Here is a 16,459-nt window from a genome sequence, read left to right as displayed (position 1 = left end):
AATCAAGTTGTATATCTCCGAAAATAGAATTAAATCCCGCATAAAATCAAGGTATATTAGAATATAGAATTTACTTTTTCATTCAAGCTATTCAAGTGTTTTATAACACTTTTTCATAGTACATTACAGTGGATATCGCATTCCGCTTCGCTATTTGTTCATAATCCAACAACTGCTCCGTAATATATTCCCCTACTACTTATTGCTTTTCGTAACCTCCGCAGGAGACTTACTTGATTCGGTTAAAAGACGAAGGAACCTGCATACCTGCAAGGTTCCTTCGCTTCTTAATATAATATTTTCTACTAATTTTCGAAAATATCGACAAACCTCCTGCCAATCTCATATTCAGACATATTTCTCTATGAAATGATTTCCCGCTATTTCTTTATATGTTTCCGAATCATTGATATTGGAAAAATACCAGGCCGCAGCCTGGCTTTCGTAGCATTCGTATCCATTTTTCCGCAGAAAAGCAAAGACTGCGCCTTTCCGCTCTGTGATTTCTTCAAGCATGGCATCTGCCAGGTCTGTACAGTATACTCCCATAAGAGGTTCCTCATGCCCGCCGTGGCTCAGTATCACTGCTTTTGCATCTGAATGCAGAGATTGGCGAATCAGTGCAGCCAGTTCCTCTGCCGGAACCAGAGGAACATCTACACCAAGTACCAGGCAATATGGATTCTTTGCTTTACGAAAACAGGCTTCCAGCCCTCCCAATGGACCTTTTCCCGGGAAGCGGTCTGGTATAATGGGATATTTATATTTATTTTCACCATGATAGCCAGACAGAAGAATATCACTGATTCCAAGCTTTTCCCCCTTTTCTATCTGCATCTCAAGAAATGTCTTCCCATCTATCGTCAGATCTGATTTGTCCCGTCCCATGCGGCTGCTGGCACCGCCAGCAAGAATAATCATAGAAATTTCTTTCTTTCTCATTATCAGTTTTCCTTTTTGTTTATATAAATCATCAATAAAAGCATTGATTTTTCTTCATATTTAAAAACTACAGACAGAAATGTCTGCATAACGGTTAGGGTGTCTTACATATCTCACCCGCCAATCTGTGACATTCCTCTGATTTCATCCTGCTCTGTCTTCGCTTCATAAAAATTATGGCTCACCGGTTTATTCCAGATCACCTGATAAATTGCTTTTTTCAGTTCCGAATCTGTGCAGCCGCCGCGCATAAGCCCCCGCAGGTCTGTACCTTTCTGATACTGGAGGCATCCTTTCATGAATCCTTCGGATGTAAGACGTACTCGGTTGCACTGACTGCAGAATTTGTGAGTCATGGCACTGATAAATCCGATTTTTCCCTTAAATCCTGCGATTTCATAGTAATGGCATGGGCCGTTTCCGTAGCGTTCATTGACTGCATGCATCGGACCGTAGGCTTCTTCCAGTACTGCTTTGATAGATTCTTCATCCTGGAATGGGAACTGTTTTCCGAATCCGATTGGCATCATCTCGATAAAACGCACATGGATTGGATATTTCTGCGCCAGTCCTGCAATCCCTATGAAGTTTTCTTTTTCCTTGATCACCGGAACGCTGTTGATCTTCAGGGAAAGTCCCGGATGTGCAAGTGCTGCTTTGATTCCCTCAAATACCTTTTCCAGTCCGTCACGTCTCGCTACTTTTTTGAACAGTTCCGGATCCAAAGTATCCAGACTGATATTAATGGCGTCAATTCCTGCATCCAGTAATGCATCCAGCTGCTCGGCGAGCAGGATTCCATTTGTTGTTAATGTCACTTTCTCAATTCCCGGGATCGCCTTGATCTGTTTTGCAAGACTTGCACAGCCCTTACGAACAAGAGGCTCACCGCCTGTCAGTTTAATCTTACGGATTCCCAGATCTGCTGCGCACCTGCAGATGCGGAGAATCTCATCGTATGTGAGGATTTCTGCATGAGAAAGGGATTTTACGCCTTCTTCCGGCATACAGTAAATGCATCTCAGATTACATCTGTCTGTCAGGGAAATCCTTAAATAATCTATTTCTCTTCCATATTTGTCTATCATCGGCTCTACCTGCCTTTTACTTTCTAATAATTGATTTTCTGTTACCGGATACGGGTGAACCGCAACCTTTGTAACCTTTTCTTCTGTTATTCGCCGTCAAAATCACAGGCAATATTTTCTCTCATAATCGTTTGACACTCCATACTCCGCAGTCTATACTTAATGTATCAAGATTATTAAAATCCTTACCGGACGAAAGGAACTGTCCTATGAAAATCAACGAACAATACCACAACCTGAATCTGCTCGAGAATGTTACCTATGAGTTTCTGGGTCGTGACGGAGAAACTCATGAAGAAACAGAATCAATCCTTGTGGAACACATGATGGATGTATATGTAAATGAACGCCTGACCATGAAACTGGTCTGTATCCCACAACATCTGACAGAACTGGTTCTCGGCCGCCTCTTTACGGAAGGTATCATCTCATCTGCCGAGGATGTGGAGCAGATCTACATCTGTGAATTCGGCAAACGTGCCCGCGTGATCCTGAGTAAAAATAAATCCGGGCAGTCTCATGAGGAAAATGAAGATTATGTTGCTCTTACTCCGACCTGCTGCACCGGAAATCGTGTTCTTAATGATTATTTTATCACAGATCAGCCAATGACGCCAGTTACACCTGTCCCATGGAAAAAACAGTGGATCTTTGATCTTGCAGACTGTTTCGCCAATGGTACCCCGCTTCACAGCCAGACCTGGGCAACTCACAGCTGTTTTCTTGCCTGTGACGGAGAACTGCTCTTTCAGTGCGAAGATATCGGACGTCATAATGCTCTGGATAAGGCCATCGGTTATGCCCTGCGCCATAATATTGACCTGAAGAAATGCGTGGTTTATTCCAGTGGACGTATCCCTACAGATATGGCGATCAAGGCAATCCGCGCCGGAATACCGGTTCTGGCAAGCAAGGCATCCCCTTCCGCCGAGGCAGTCGCCATGGCCAAAGAATACCACCTTACCCTTATCTGTGCCGCGCGACGTGACCGTATGAAACTCTTTACCGGAAATAATCCGACAGAATAAATTCTGCAATACACTCTGCATTGTCCAGTTCAAAGAATGGAACATTTTCCAGTACAGACAGTGCATCTCTTTCCTCTGCATCCAGGTTTGTGGCGATCGCCATCAGTTTTTCCGGATTGCAGACACTTTCTGCCGAATTTCCCTTACGGATAATTTCAATTTTCGGATAAGTACTGTATTTAAATCCTTCCAGTAAGATCAGATCTGCCTCCGGAAAAAATTCTGCCAGCTCTTTTTCGGAAATCTGCGGCTGCTGTTTTACCAGCATATATTTGCCTGCTGAAAAAACTGCTGTGCCGTAGGCTCCGGACTGAAGCTGACAGTATGTATCCGTTCCCGGTACGTCCGGCACGAAATCATGTCCGTCATGCTTCAGCACCGCCACTTTAAGGCCCTTGTCTTTAAAAATCTCCAAAAGCCTGCAGATCAGAGTTGTTTTCCCTGAATTCTTTACACCGCTGATTGCAAATATTCTTTTTCTTTCCACCTGTTTGCTGCTCCTCTCAAAGCAAAATCGCGCCCACTTTATCCCCTGCGTTCAGGCTTCTGCTTTCCTGATTTTCCATGGTTTTTGTATCAATCAGGCAATTGCAGCCGGCCATGGAACTGAGGACTCCGTTAGAGTGAAGACCATTGGGAAGATGAAATTTTCCATTTTCCAGATATGCCCGGATAAAGCGGCGGCCCTTGATTCCTTTTTCAAAGTTATCAGCCATAATGCCATTTACTTCTTTCAGACCGATTGATGGATCCTGCATCATTTTTTCCAATGCAGGACGAATCAAAAGTTCTATGCTGACTGCAACACCAAAAGGATTTCCGGAGAGACTGATGATCGGAATCTCTCTTTCTGAAGCGCAATGATCTGTTGCAGTTATATCGGAAGTTTTTTTATATGCAGAAAACAGTGTAGGCATTCCTGGTTTCATCTTTACCCTCCAGAAAATCCGCTCTGCCCCCATCAGTCTCAGGGACTCATGCATAATGTCCTTCTTGCCTACAGATACACCTCCCGTAGTGATGATCATATCTGCCGCTTTTGCTGCTTCTTTTAATTTCTCAGACATAACCGTCGGATCATCTTTGACTGCTTCCATATGGAAAGATTCGATTCCCAGTTCACGCAGTCTGGCAGACAGCATTGTCATATTGCTGTTGTAAATTTTTCCTTCCGGCAATGGAATTCCCAGTTCTACCACCTCATCTCCTGTAGTCAGAAGCACGATTCTCGGCTGACGGTAAACCGGCACTTTCGCCACTCCCATTCCGGCCAGAATTGCTGCCTCCACATATCCGATATGTGTTCCTTTTTTCAGAAGTGTAGTTCCCTTTTTAAAATCCTCTCCTGCGAAGCAATAATTACTCCATCGCTTCTGTTCGCTGTAAACTTCTACCGTATCTTCTCCATAATCGGTATCCTCCTGATAAATACAGCAGTTACAGCCATTGGGAATTGCAGCACCTGTCATAATGCGCACTGCCTGTCCCTGCTGGATTTCTCTTTCCGAATACTGTCCGGCATCAATCTCTTCCATGACTTTCAGCCTCACCGGATGCTCTTTAGCGGCACCTGCAAGGTCCTCTGCCTTACACGCATAGCCATCTACCGGAGAGCGGTCAAAAGGAGGATTGTCAAACCCTGCCACCATATCCTGCGCAAGGATTCTTCCCCCTGCTTTATTCAGTTCTGTTTCTTCTGTCTCGTTTATTACAGGCGTATGCTGCAGAATCTGTTCCACTGCCTGTTCTACACTGATTCCCTCCACGCACTAATTCCTCCTCTTGTATATTACATTTTTTATAGTCTTTTCAATACCTTTATAACCACCGGGTCAATTGACGGATATATTATAGCAATCCTCTGAAATAATGCATCTTAATCCAGCTCATCAGAGTGTGAAATCCTGCGTCAGATATCTTTGCCGTGCGTCAGCACGCCTGCAGATATCTTCCTTGTCTTTCGCACTCTGCTGAACTGTCTTAAATGCATTATTTACGAGGATTGCTATAGTTTTACCCTTTGAACTCTATAGCAATTTCAGAGAATAATATCACTAAGATACTCCATTAGAGCCTTATTTTTTATAAACCAGATTGTCTTCAGTATTTTGGAAATTGCTATAACATCATAATATTCAGCCCACTGCTGAAGAATTACATATTTTTCATCTCTGTTGGAGAATGATTTCTCCTTCTCTCAGCCTCCCTGCCTCCAGAATCTGACAGAATACAAACCAAGGCTCCATGGGCGTGCATACCTTTTCTCCCTTATAGGCATCTGATGCAGGACCGCCCGCACCGATCCTGACTGCTTCCAGAAGTACATCTCCACAACGAAATCTGTTCCCCTCCGCAATACTGTTCCAGTCAATCCCTTCCACAAGGAGATTTTCTCCAAATCTGCCATATCTGAATTCTTCTTCGGACTGTTCGAAATATTCTTTTACCTTCTCATAAGGAAGAAGACTGACCTGCTTTCTTCCGCCCATTCCATAATGCACATCTCCCACAAGTCCCTGCAGATCAGCTTCGCATTCATGAATGTTCTGCGAGCAGGTCTTGCGTTCCTTACTGATGCATACACATAATATCTTCGCCATTTTCTGTCTCATCCTTCCTGATGTGTTACTGTTCACTCCGTTCACAGCAACACGCTTCGCGATGCACAGAATTTATGCTAATCGCATAAATTCGCGCGGTATGTCTCGGGTTTTCTGTGACCTTCGCTCACAAAAAACACCTCGCGGGATATTACCAGTGAACAGTAACCCTGATATCTCTTTATAAAACCATGTACTGCTGTTTTTTCTGTTTTCTCAGATCGCCCAGAATGCAATATTCACATTCTTTCCTGCATTCTGCAGATGCTCCACAAGTTCTTCTGCTACCTGTTCTTTCCTTTTTTCTGTGATTCCCAGTTCCACGTTACTCTTATTGACAGCACCACCGAAGTAGAAATTAATATCCGTTGCCTGCTCAAACAGCATCACACCAAGCAATGCTGCCGCATCTTTTTTTCGTTTCAGCCTGTTAAAGGACAGCCTGTCCTCCATCCATTCTTCACAATATTCAAGCAAATGCTCAATCGTAAGAAATCCCTCTGTCACCAGCTCTGTACCTTCCAGCTTATAATAGGCAGGAACGTCTCCGCAGGCAGTTTCACTAAGAGAGATCAGCTCTTTATCCAGATACCTGGCAGCACACTGTGCAGTAGTTCCGCCACAGATTACATGATATCCCTCTGAATCGAAAAAGGACTTCAGATATCGCTCATCATGTTCCTCCTTACTTGGCGGGCCGATCATAAGGTTTACCACCTGTTTATGCCGCATCCGCAGGACAATGGCTGTAATATCATCATCCGTTTCATTCAGATTCAGATCCAGGCTGGCCTCTGCCAGATAGCCTGCCATCTCCTGTGCGCTCATCCCTTTATGGTACTTTGCCCTGCAGAAAGCCATTACATCATCTCTTCCCCAGCCGCCGTTGGTAGTTTTTCCCATTCCTGCATTGGTGACACCGTCGGACATAACGATCAGCATATCCTCATCTTTCAGCTCAAAACAGCTTTTATGGATTTCCTTTTCTTCGATCATACTTGTCTCCACCGGATAATCAAAGAGTCTGCCATCCCGGATCAGAATTGCATCCGGATTATCAAACTGATAAAGACTTACCTGTTTCCCCTGAAAATTCAGCACTGTAAAAGTGGCATATGCCAGATTTCTCACACTGCACACAGGAAGCGTTTTTGCCACTGCACGCACTGCCTCATCCAGTTCCACCTGATTAATGATCATGGTACTGAGCATGGTTGCAGTCAGCGTGGAAAGGATATTCGCCTTTACTCCGCTCCCAAGTCCGTCAGAAAGCACCAGAACATGGTCTTTATCATTTTCTTCAATCTTATAGCAGTCCCCACAGAGAAATTCTTTCTTTTTATTCAGGCTCACATGACCAAAATCCATGCATAAGCCGTCAAATTCCACATTCAGTCCATGATGCTTATTTCTTTTCATTCTCTTCTTCACTCTCCAGAAGTATGGTATTTTTCAGTTTTTCTACTGCCACTTTGGTGTCTGCAGCAGTTTCTCCAAGAAGTCCGGCGATCTGCTGCACGATCTTCAGCTGTTCTTCTACCAGCTTATCTGCCATACGCGCAGCTTCAATCTGGGCATTATGAATCTGATCTTTATGCTTCCGCTCCTTTGTAATATCCTTCATAATGCAGAGAATCATTTTATTTTCTTTATCATTCGTCATTACGCGATCCAGATAACATTTCTGATCCTCCAGATAAATCTCATCCTGCATCAGATTCCGTTCAAAAGCCAGTATACTCGCCAGACTGTAATCATCCATGATCTCCGATACCGGTTTCCCGATCAGGCGCCGCTTTTTCGGCATATTGAACAATTTGGACGCCGCCTCATTCATCTGAATGATCTTCAGATTATAATCCACAGTTACCAGAAGTCCGGGCATGGCATTAAAGACTTTATTGGAGTAACTTTCCTGTTTTGCCCGCATATATGGAATACACATGGCAACCTCAGCCTTATTCTGGATAATGGCAATTGCCTTTTCCCTGCATGTGTTGTACCCGCAGGCACCGCAGTTTAATTCATCCTTTGGAGAAAATTTTCCCATTTCCGCCAGAGCATCCCTGATTTCTTCCTCTGAGACCTCTTCCTGTTCCTGTGCAGGACAGTAACCGAAATTCTTTCTCAATTCAAATCCCGGAAGTTCATAGTCTCCCTGCTCTCTGTGAAAATCTTTTCCAAAGGCTGCATTCTTCACTGCCAGAACATCTGCCAGATAATGTCCCTTCTTCATCTGGAAAGAAGGACCTGCCACACAGCCGCCGCTGCATGCATACATCTCAAGAAAGCAATTTTCAAAATCCTCCGGATGAAGTTCTTCCAGAACCTCCCTGCACTGCTCCATCCCACTTACAGAAAGCCTGCGGATTCCCTTTACAGCCCCAAGCAGGTCTGTTAAACCATCCGCAATGGCGATTTCTCTGGAACGGTAGGCAATCTGCTCAGGTTCTTTCTCAGTTATGGAAATCCCTTCTTTTTTCATCCATTGCACCAGCTCTTCCAATGTGATCACATAATCCACTTCATTTCCTGAGTCTCTCAACTCTGACATAGCTGAAATACAGGGACTTACATAGACAATCTCTGCCTTCGGATATTTTTTTTTCAGATAACTGGCATGAAACTGCATCATAGAGGCAGACTGTACCAGATTTCCCAGAAGATGCGGATAGTGTTTCTTGACAAGCTGTACGATTACAGGGCAGGCAGAAGAGATCATTATTCCCGGCTCTTTCTGTTCCGCAAAAAGTGCTCTGTACTGCGAAATCATCAGGCTTGCACCTTCTGCTGCATCCGCTGCATCTGCAAATCCCAGCTTCTTCATCGCTTCCCTTATTCCATTGATACCGGTTACCCCAAAACGTGCCAGATATGCTGGATGAAGAGAGGCTATAACCTGCGTCTTATTCTCCATTGCATTGCAGATTGCAGGAATCATATTCTGCTCTTCCTTGGCATCCTGCGGGCAGACAAGGATACACTTCTCACAGTAAATACACTGACTTTCTATGATCCTGGCCTGATGATCATGAACACGTATCGCCTTGACCGGGCAGTTCCGGACACATTTGTAACAATTTTTACAACTGACTTTTTTAAACTGAAGGATTGACTGAAATCTCTGCATGCCTCGTACTCCTTATTATGTAACACTATATTTTTCACAAAAAATTATCTGTAACCGTTCCGTATTTTCACAGAATGATGTACTGCCAAATGATTATTTTTGCCTTTCCATAAAGGAATATGGAGCTGCCGCAAGGACAGCAGATCCATGTGCGACAGCCCCATATAATATTTACGATATCAGATCCGGAACTTTGTCTCCGATATTGTTTTATGCTTTCTCAATCTTAATTGCGCATACCTTATATTCAGGAATTCTTGCGTATTTGTCAAGTGCGGCGTTGGTCAGCCAGTTTGCATTTCCATCCGGGAAGTGGAATGGCATCCAGCTCTCACCCGGTGAGGTCTTTGTACCTACACGAGCGGTAGATTCAATGGATCCTCGTCTGGAAGAAACTCTGACTTTATCACCGTTTTTGATACCCAGCTTATCGGCATCTACGATGTTCATTTCGATAAATGACTTACCTTCGATCTCCATAAGCTCAGGTGTCTTTCCTGTCATGGCTCTTGTTGTGTAATGATACAGAATACGTCCTGTCATGAGGATGATTGGATATTCCTCATCCGGAAGCTCTGCTGACGGTACATATTTTGCAGGATAGAACCAGCCAAGACCGCGGGAGAATTTACCAACATGCATGATCGGTGTTCCCGGATGATCCTTGGAGGTACATGGCCACTGAAGTCCCTGTCCATGAACTTCTTCACTGTCAAGACGTTCATGGCTGATACCTGCGAAGCTCGGTGTCAGGGATGCGATCTCATCCATGATCTGAGCAGAAGTCAGATGTGGCTGCGGATATCCCATGCGGTTCATCAGATCAATAATAATATCTGTATCCAGTCTCATCTCTCCAGGTACTGTGACAGCCTTGCGGACTCTCTGTACGCGGCGCTCTGTATTGGTAAATGTACCCTCTTTCTCTGCATAGCTTACACCAGGAAGGATAACATCTGCATACTGAGCTGTCTCTGTCATGAAAAGTTCCTGAAGTACAAAGAAATCAAGACTCTTTAATGCTTTGATAATGTGTGTGGTATCCGGATCAGTAACTACCGGGTCCTCACCATAGATATACAGACCTTTGATCTCGCCTGTGATTGCTTTCGGGAATACATCAGTTGCATGAGTTCCTATATTCGGATCAAGTTTTACACCCCATGCTTTCTCGAATTTCTCACGAACTGCAGGATCAGTAACCTTCTGATATCCGGGATACACATTCGGCTGAGCACCCATATCGCAGGCACCCTGTACGTTATTCTGTCCACGAAGCGGGTTAACACCACAGCCTTCACGTCCAAGCTTACCAACCATCATTGCCATATTGGACATGGACATAACGCCCTCTGTACCTGTGGAATGTTCGGTTACACCAAGACAGTAGATGATTGGAGCGCGGTCAGCTTTTGCATACATGATCGCTGCTTTTCTCAGATCGTCTGCGTCAATGTGGCAGATTTCAGCTACCTTCTCAGGTGTGTAATCTTTTACGATTTCCTTTAATTCTTCAAAACCTTCGGTACGCTCTGCAATGAACTTGTCATCCTGAAGACCTTCAGAAAGGATCACATTCATGATGCCGTTTGCAAAAGCAACATTTGTACCAGGTTTCAGTTTCAGATGGATATCTGCTTTCTTAGCCAGACCGATATCACGAGGATCAACTACGATCAGCTTACAGCCTCTCTTGATAGCCTGACGGATCTGCATGCCGACTACAGGATGTGCTTCCTCAGGGTTGGAACCAACCAGCATGATCAGATCTGCATTCTTTGTGATATCCTCAATTGGGTTTGTCATGGCACCTGAGCCAAGAGTCATCGCAAGACCTGCTACAGATGCGGAATGACATACACGTGCACAGTTGTCTGTATTGTTGGTGCCGAAGCAGCAGCGAACCATCTTCTGTACCATGTAAATATCTTCATTAGGTGATCTGGAGCATGCAAAACCTGCAAGGGAATCAGAGCCGTACTGTTTCCTGATCTCCATAAATTTGGAAGCAACAAGATCCAGGGCCTCATCCCATGTTGCACGTTCGAATTCACCTGTCTCTTTATTCTTGATCAGCGGATATTTAATACGCTCCGGTGACTGTACGAAATCGAAACATCCGCTGCGACCCTTAACACAGAGCAATCCTTTGTTGGATGGTCCGTTTACAGCTTCTGTATCTACGATCTTTCCGTCTTTTACAAGGAGATAATACTGGCAGCCTGTTGCACAGTGAGGACAGGTAGTCAGAACCTTCTTGTCAATCTGGTACGGACGGTATTTCTTTCTGCGCTTCATGGTCAGTGCACCTGTCGGACAGGCCTGTACACAGTTACCGCAGGATTCACAGATACCTTCGTTCCATTTATGTTTGTAATGTGCACCGATCACTGACTGGAAACCACGATCCATAGTGTCGATGGCACCTCTTCCCACAATCTCCTTACATGTATTCACGCAGCGATGGCAGAGAATACACAGGCTTGGATCATAGGTAAAGAATTTATTGGTATCATCTATCGGCATATCCTTCATTTCACCGGGATAGCTTGTCTCAGTCACACCATATTCAAAACAGTAGTCCTGTAATTTACAGTCACCGTTTGCCTCACAGGAGAAGCAATGTACACGATGATCAGAAAGAAGGAGGTCAAGGGTATCTTTACGATATGCAACTACCTTCTCTGACATTGTCTGTACTTCATCACCCTCTGAGCAGCGAAGTGTACATGCCGTATCAAATTTGGTTCTTCCATTGTTTGTTACTTCTACCACGCACAAACGACAGGAACCATCCGGCAATACATCTTCCAGATAGCAGAGTGTAGGAATCTCCACTCCGATCTGTCTGGCAGCCTGCAGAATGGTCGTACCTTTTTCCACTTCTACAGGAATTCCATCTATTGTCAAATGAATCATCTTTTCACCCTCCTTAATTCACAGAAATTGCGCCGAATACACAATTTTCCAGACATGTTCCGCACTTAATACACTTGGAGGTATCAATGCTGTGAGGCTCTTTCTTATTGCCTGTGATCGCACCAACCGGACAGTTTCTCGCACACTTGGTACATCCTTTACATTTCTCAGGATCGATCACATAAGAACGCATTGCCTTACATACATGAGCCGCGCACTTTTTATCAACAATATGCTCTACATATTCATCTCTGAAGTTTCTTAATGTGGAAAGTACAGGAAGCGGTGCACTCTTTCCAAGTCCGCAGAGTGAACGGTCCTTGATAAAGTTTCCAAGATGCTCCAGTTTATCCAGATCCTCTACTTCACCCTTTCCGTCTACGATCCTCTCAAGGATTTCAAGCATACGCTTGGTGCCGATACGGCAGGGACCACATTTACCGCAGGATTCTCTCTGGGTGAAGCCCATAAAGAAACGTGCAACCTCTACCATACAGGTATGTTCATCCATAACTACCAGACCACCGGAACCAACGATCGCACCATATTTCTTAACAGAGTCGAAATCAAGAGGTATATCCAAATGTTCTTCTGTCAGACATCCACCGGATGGTCCACCGATCTGAACAGCCTTAAACGCAGCACCGGATTTCAGTCCTCCGCCGATATCAAAAATGATTTCTCTTAAGGTTGTTCCCATCGGGACCTCGATCAGACCTGTATTCTCAATAGAACCTGTCAGTGAGAAGGTTTTTGTTCCAGGTGATCCCTCTGTACCGATACTTCTGTACCAATCTGCACCTTTGAGAATGATCTCCGGAATATTTGCATAAGTTTCTACGTTATTCAGAACAGTAGGTTTTGCCCATAATCCCTGCTCAACCGTACGTGGCGGTTTTACACGAGGCATACCTCTGCTTCCTTCGATAGATGCAGTCAGGGCAGAACCCTCACCACATACGAAAGCACCTGCACCACGGTTGATATGCATATGGAAGGAGAATCCTGTTCCAAGGATGTCATCACCTAACAGTCCCACTTCTTCCAGAACTGCGATAGCGTGTTTCAGTCGTGCTACAGACTGAGGATACTCCGCACGTACATAAATATAACCATGCTGTGCTCTTACTGCGTAAGCTGCAAGCATCATACCCTCGATCAGACGGTAAGGATCACCTTCCATTACAGAACCATCCATAAATGCTCCCGGGTCACCCTCATCACCGTTACAAACCACATAATGAACAGGATCAGCCTGGCGTGCTACCTGAATCCATTTCTTACCTGCCGGGAAGCCGCCGCCACCACGTCCGCGGATACCGGATTTATCAACCTGATCAATAACCAGATCCGGATCCATCTCAAACATTGCTTTCTCCAGAGCCTGGAAACCGCCGCTTGCTATGTACTCATTCAGAGATTCTGCATCAAACTTACCACAGTTCTTCAAAACAATACGGGTCTGTTTCGCGATAAACGGAATATCTTCCGGTCCGCGGCTTACTTTACCGCCTTTCTGATAAAGCAGTCTCTCGATAGTCTCATTACCCTGAACACTCTTCTCAAAAATCTCCTGGCAGTCTTCGATCTGAACCTTCGTATACTGGATCACATCGTCGCCTTTCTGGATACGAACAAGTGGTCCAAGCTCACAGACACCCTGACATCCTGTTTTCTTTACACCTACATGTGCATCTTTGTCATGAGGTCCAAACTCAATGGTAACTCCCGGAGCATCTTTGGCAATCTCCATGAATTTCTCATAGATTTTCTGAGAACCGGTGGCCACACATCCGGTACCTGAACAGACAAGAATACGACAGTCATAAGAATTAAGTTCTTTCACAGCTTCTTCTCTGATCTGCTCCAATACTTCCTTATTCTGGATCATCCCTGTTCGCCCCCTCTCAGTTTATCAATCAGCTCATCTGCCTTCTCCGGAGTCATTCTCGGATATACCTCTTCATTGACCATCATAGTCGGTGCAAGTCCGCAGGCACCAAGACAGGAAACTGTTTCCACAGTAAACATCATATCGTCTGTCGTCTTCTTTGTCTTTGACAGCCCCAGTTTCTTATAAAGTTCCTCCAGAACCGGTATTGATTTTCTTACATGACAGGCTGTTCCGTCACAGACCTTGATCACATATTTACCTTTCGCATCAAATGAGAAATTCTCATAAAATGTGGCAACACTGAACGCTTTCGCTTCTGTCACACCGATCTGCTCCGCAACATATGTAAGCAATTCTTCCGGGAGATATCTGTACACCCCCTGAATATCCTGCATGATCGGAATCAGTGATGCCGGCTTTTTACCATAGAAAGCAATAATCTCATCCGCTTTCTGATAAAATGACTGATCTAGCATTTCGCACCCTCCTTATACCTGTTTTTTCTCTTTTTATTGCACTCTTTACATATTGTAACGTTAATTATATGCCTTTTTCGTCATTTTCACAAGCGCATTTATAGAAATTTTCTAATTTTTTATTATTTTCCTCTATAGATGTTTGTTTTGTTTGTCTAATTTTTATCAGCTTTGTTCAATACTAAACCATCTCAGATGTAAACCAAACTAAACTGAATCAAACTGAATAATTGTTACTGTTTACGCACCACTATCCCGAGACATACAAGCCAAAATTCCATTGCAGCAGACAATTTGGAATGAATTTTGGCTACGTTACTGAGAACGGAGTAAACAGTAATGTACGTGGTGTGTGTACAATGTCAGGAATATTATGATTGTGCTATAATTCTGCCTGTGCTACACTGTCCATATGATATCAGTGACAAAAGATAAGTGTTCCGTTCTCACTGAAAATATCCGGATAAAGGAGGAGGTAAGTATGTTTTCTTTGAAAGAAAAAGAAGTGAATACAGGACGTCAGAGGGAACTTGATCTGGTAAAGGGTTTCCTGTTGATCATGATAGTATTTATACATTCATTTCAGACAATAGGTGGTGTCGCAGCAGCCGAATCAAATGTACATAAGATTCTGTTTGCGCTCTTCATGCCGACAGGTGCCTGCCTGTATCTGTTTACCATGGGATTCGGAAGTGCTTTCACACGCCATTCCCAGCCCAAAGATATGGTTAAAAACGGCATAAAGCTGTTATCCTATCAGGGATTAAGCAATTTATGCTATGCAGCTGTAATGACAATCAGTTTTAATATAAGAAATTCCATTACAGTTGAAGCTGCAGGCAGCAGAGAATTATATGACGCAAATCTTTATTCCATGCTTACATTCGTAAATATATTCTTTATAGCCGGTATGTGCTATCTGGTGCTTGCGGTCTACAGGAAATTAAATGTAAGCTTAAGGGGATATGTCATAAGTGCTGTAATAGTCGGAATCATATCACCATTTACAAAGTTGCTGGTTTCTGATGATCCGGCAATTAACTGGATCCTGGATATGACTTTCGGTGGAAAAGGTGAAACCAGCTTCTGCTTCTTCCCATATTTGAGTTATGTATTTCTTGGATATGTTTTTGGAAAAGTGCTCAGAAGAATCCCTGAAGATGAAAAAGGAAACTTTTATAAAGAAAGCGGGATCATATGTGGGATTACTGCGGCGGTATGGTTTATATGCTGCATTGTACTACATCCGGGCATTGAGGGATTCTTTAATTATATGATCGAACAATACAGAATCCCGGGGCTTGCAAAGGTACTCGGAAGTTTCTGCAGTATCATATTTGTGTTTGCAGCTGCATTTCGTATCATGCCAATGATGGAAAAATGGAAATTCGGATATAATAAACTGTGTTATTACTCAAAACAGATTTCAAAGATGTATGCCGTACATATCGGAGTTTACTGGACACTTGCCGGTTTTGCTGCTTTTTACGAATTTGGGGTAAAAGAATGCCTGATATTGTCAGTGGCAGCACTGATCGTGACTGATCTTCTTGTACATGGATACATCATAATTACAGATAAAATAAAAAACAGAAAATAGCAGAATGCTTTTTATCTGCACAAAAAAACAGACCGCATTTTATGATCTTTGTTTCATAAAATGCGATCTGTCTGTTTCACACGTTCTTTTTATTGAGCCTGGAAATAATATCCGACACCCCATTTGGTGTGTACATATTTCGGTTCACTTGGATTGGTTTCAATTTTCTCACGGAGACGGCGGATATGTACATCCACAGTACGTACATCACCCGGATACTCATATCCCCATACAATGTTCAGCAGGTTCTCACGACTGTATACTTTATTTGGATTAAATACCAGAAGCTCCAGTACATCAAATTCCTTTGCTGTCAGATTAATCTCTTTACCTGCAATAAATACACGTCTGCCTTCACAGTCCATACGAAGATCGCCCACCTGAATGCTCTTTGCCTTTTCTTTCTCCTCGTGGTCGCTTCCCGCACGGCGCATGATCGCTTTGATACGTGCCTTAACTTCCAGGATATTGAACGGTTTGGTGATATAATCATCCGCACCATATTCAAGACCAAGGATCTTATCCATATCCTCGCCCTTAGCTGTCAGCATCACGATCGGCACATTGGAAAATTCGCGGATCTGCTGGCATACTTCCAGCCCGTCCATCTTCGGCAGCATCAGATCCAGAAGGATAATATCATATTTTTTATCTTTTGCTTTCTCTACTGCCTCTTCTCCATCATAAGCGCAGTCTACCTCCATACCATCCTGTTCCAGACTAAAACGGATTCCTTTTACGATCAGTTTCTCATCATCTACTACCAAAACTTTCCTGCTCAT

General features: G+C 43.8%; 13 protein-coding genes. 2 read left to right on the top strand and 11 right to left on the bottom strand.

Translation table 11 applies throughout. From position 1 onward, the window contains the following. Positions 1-348: 348 nt before the first annotated feature. Positions 349-942 carry a molybdenum cofactor guanylyltransferase gene (gene mobA, locus LI074_RS13820; RefSeq protein WP_049946932.1) on the bottom strand — a complete coding sequence of 198 codons (594 nt, stop codon included), beginning with the start codon at positions 940-942 and terminating at the stop codon, positions 349-351. Positions 943-1,055: 113 nt separating this feature from the next. Further along, the gene (gene moaA / locus LI074_RS13815) at positions 1,056-2,030 is read right to left on the bottom strand and encodes a GTP 3',8-cyclase MoaA (RefSeq protein WP_118340537.1); all 975 of its coding nucleotides are present in this window, start codon (positions 2,028-2,030) and stop codon (positions 1,056-1,058) included. Between the two features lie 209 nt (positions 2,031-2,239). Between moaA and fdhD the strand changes: the two genes are divergently transcribed. Then, positions 2,240-3,058 (top strand): formate dehydrogenase accessory sulfurtransferase FdhD, encoded by an 819-nt coding sequence (fdhD, locus tag LI074_RS13810; RefSeq protein WP_243278817.1) that lies wholly within the window; start codon positions 2,240-2,242, stop codon positions 3,056-3,058. Here fdhD and mobB read toward each other — a convergent pair. From mobB to LI074_RS13770, 8 genes are all read right to left on the bottom strand, one after another. Next, positions 3,033-3,545 (bottom strand): molybdopterin-guanine dinucleotide biosynthesis protein B, encoded by a 513-nt coding sequence (gene mobB, locus LI074_RS13805; RefSeq protein ID WP_008706182.1) that lies wholly within the window; start codon positions 3,543-3,545, stop codon positions 3,033-3,035. The two genes, fdhD and mobB, sit on opposite strands and share 26 nt — an antisense overlap. Positions 3,546-3,561: 16 nt before the next feature. Further along, entirely contained in the window at positions 3,562-4,824 is a 1,263-nt protein-coding gene (locus LI074_RS13800) for a molybdopterin molybdotransferase MoeA (RefSeq protein WP_118566428.1), read from the bottom strand. A 399-nt stretch (positions 4,825-5,223) separates the two neighbouring features. Continuing rightward, on the bottom strand, positions 5,224-5,658 hold the full coding sequence (locus LI074_RS13795) for an MOSC domain-containing protein (RefSeq protein WP_022380639.1): 435 nt from the start codon (positions 5,656-5,658) through the stop codon (positions 5,224-5,226). 216 nt (positions 5,659-5,874) lie between these two features. Next, positions 5,875-7,077: a PP2C family protein-serine/threonine phosphatase gene (locus LI074_RS13790; protein ID WP_179962977.1), complete on the bottom strand. Its 1,203-nt coding sequence runs from the start codon at positions 7,075-7,077 to the stop codon at positions 5,875-5,877. Next, positions 7,064-8,788, bottom strand: coding sequence for a [Fe-Fe] hydrogenase large subunit C-terminal domain-containing protein (locus tag LI074_RS13785; protein ID WP_062807419.1), 1,725 nt, complete (start codon positions 8,786-8,788; stop codon positions 7,064-7,066). The genes LI074_RS13790 and LI074_RS13785 overlap by 14 nt, the downstream gene beginning before the upstream one ends. Before the next feature lie 210 nt (positions 8,789-8,998). Further along, positions 8,999-11,707 (bottom strand): formate dehydrogenase subunit alpha, encoded by a 2,709-nt coding sequence (gene fdhF / locus LI074_RS13780; protein WP_025578648.1) that lies wholly within the window; start codon positions 11,705-11,707, stop codon positions 8,999-9,001. Positions 11,708-11,720: 13 nt separating this feature from the next. Beyond that, a complete protein-coding gene (locus tag LI074_RS13775; protein WP_173698288.1) occupies positions 11,721-13,598 on the bottom strand; it encodes an NADH-quinone oxidoreductase subunit NuoF in 1,878 nt (625 codons plus the stop codon). Then, positions 13,595-14,077 (bottom strand): complex I 24 kDa subunit family protein, encoded by a 483-nt coding sequence (locus tag LI074_RS13770; RefSeq protein WP_008706192.1) that lies wholly within the window; start codon positions 14,075-14,077, stop codon positions 13,595-13,597. Before LI074_RS13770 ends, LI074_RS13775 begins: the two co-directional genes overlap by 4 nt. 481 nt (positions 14,078-14,558) lie before the next feature. Here LI074_RS13770 and LI074_RS13765 point away from each other — a divergent pair, with 481 nt between their 5' ends. Continuing rightward, a complete protein-coding gene (locus tag LI074_RS13765) occupies positions 14,559-15,677 on the top strand; it encodes a heparan-alpha-glucosaminide N-acetyltransferase domain-containing protein (RefSeq protein ID WP_243868834.1) in 1,119 nt (372 codons plus the stop codon). A gap of 89 nt (positions 15,678-15,766) precedes the next feature. Here the strand turns inward: LI074_RS13765 and LI074_RS13760 are convergent, their stop codons facing one another. Then, positions 15,767-16,459: a response regulator transcription factor gene (locus tag LI074_RS13760; protein ID WP_008706194.1), complete on the bottom strand. Its 693-nt coding sequence runs from the start codon at positions 16,457-16,459 to the stop codon at positions 15,767-15,769.

It is taken from the genome of Blautia sp. MSK18_10 (assembly GCF_020553185.1).
Lineage (GTDB): Bacteria > Bacillota > Clostridia > Lachnospirales > Lachnospiraceae > Blautia_A > Blautia_A wexlerae.
This window is presented reverse-complemented; position numbering and strand designations above follow the sequence as displayed.

Bases quoted from the DNA above. Each gene is read 5' to 3' on its own strand.
- mobA (WP_049946932.1), bottom strand. From the start codon at position 942: ATGAGAAAGAAAGAAATTTCTATGATTATTCTTGCTGGCGGTGCCAGC.
- moaA (WP_118340537.1), bottom strand. From the start codon at position 2,030: ATGATAGACAAATATGGAAGAGAAATAGATTATTTAAGGATTTCCCTG.
- fdhD (WP_243278817.1), top strand. From the start codon at position 2,240: ATGAAAATCAACGAACAATACCACAACCTGAATCTGCTCGAGAATGTT.
- LI074_RS13795 (WP_022380639.1), bottom strand. From the start codon at position 5,658: ATGGCGAAGATATTATGTGTATGCATCAGTAAGGAACGCAAGACCTGC.
- LI074_RS13790 (WP_179962977.1), bottom strand. From the start codon at position 7,077: ATGAAAAGAAATAAGCATCATGGACTGAATGTGGAATTTGACGGCTTA.
- LI074_RS13785 (WP_062807419.1), bottom strand. From the start codon at position 8,788: ATGCAGAGATTTCAGTCAATCCTTCAGTTTAAAAAAGTCAGTTGTAAA.
- fdhF (WP_025578648.1), bottom strand. From the start codon at position 11,707: ATGATTCATTTGACAATAGATGGAATTCCTGTAGAAGTGGAAAAAGGT.
- LI074_RS13775 (WP_173698288.1), bottom strand. From the start codon at position 13,598: ATGATCCAGAATAAGGAAGTATTGGAGCAGATCAGAGAAGAAGCTGTG.
- LI074_RS13770 (WP_008706192.1), bottom strand. From the start codon at position 14,077: ATGCTAGATCAGTCATTTTATCAGAAAGCGGATGAGATTATTGCTTTC.
- LI074_RS13765 (WP_243868834.1), top strand. From the start codon at position 14,559: ATGTTTTCTTTGAAAGAAAAAGAAGTGAATACAGGACGTCAGAGGGAA.
- LI074_RS13760 (WP_008706194.1), bottom strand. From the start codon at position 16,459: ATGAGCAGGAAAGTTTTGGTAGTAGATGATGAGAAACTGATCGTAAAA.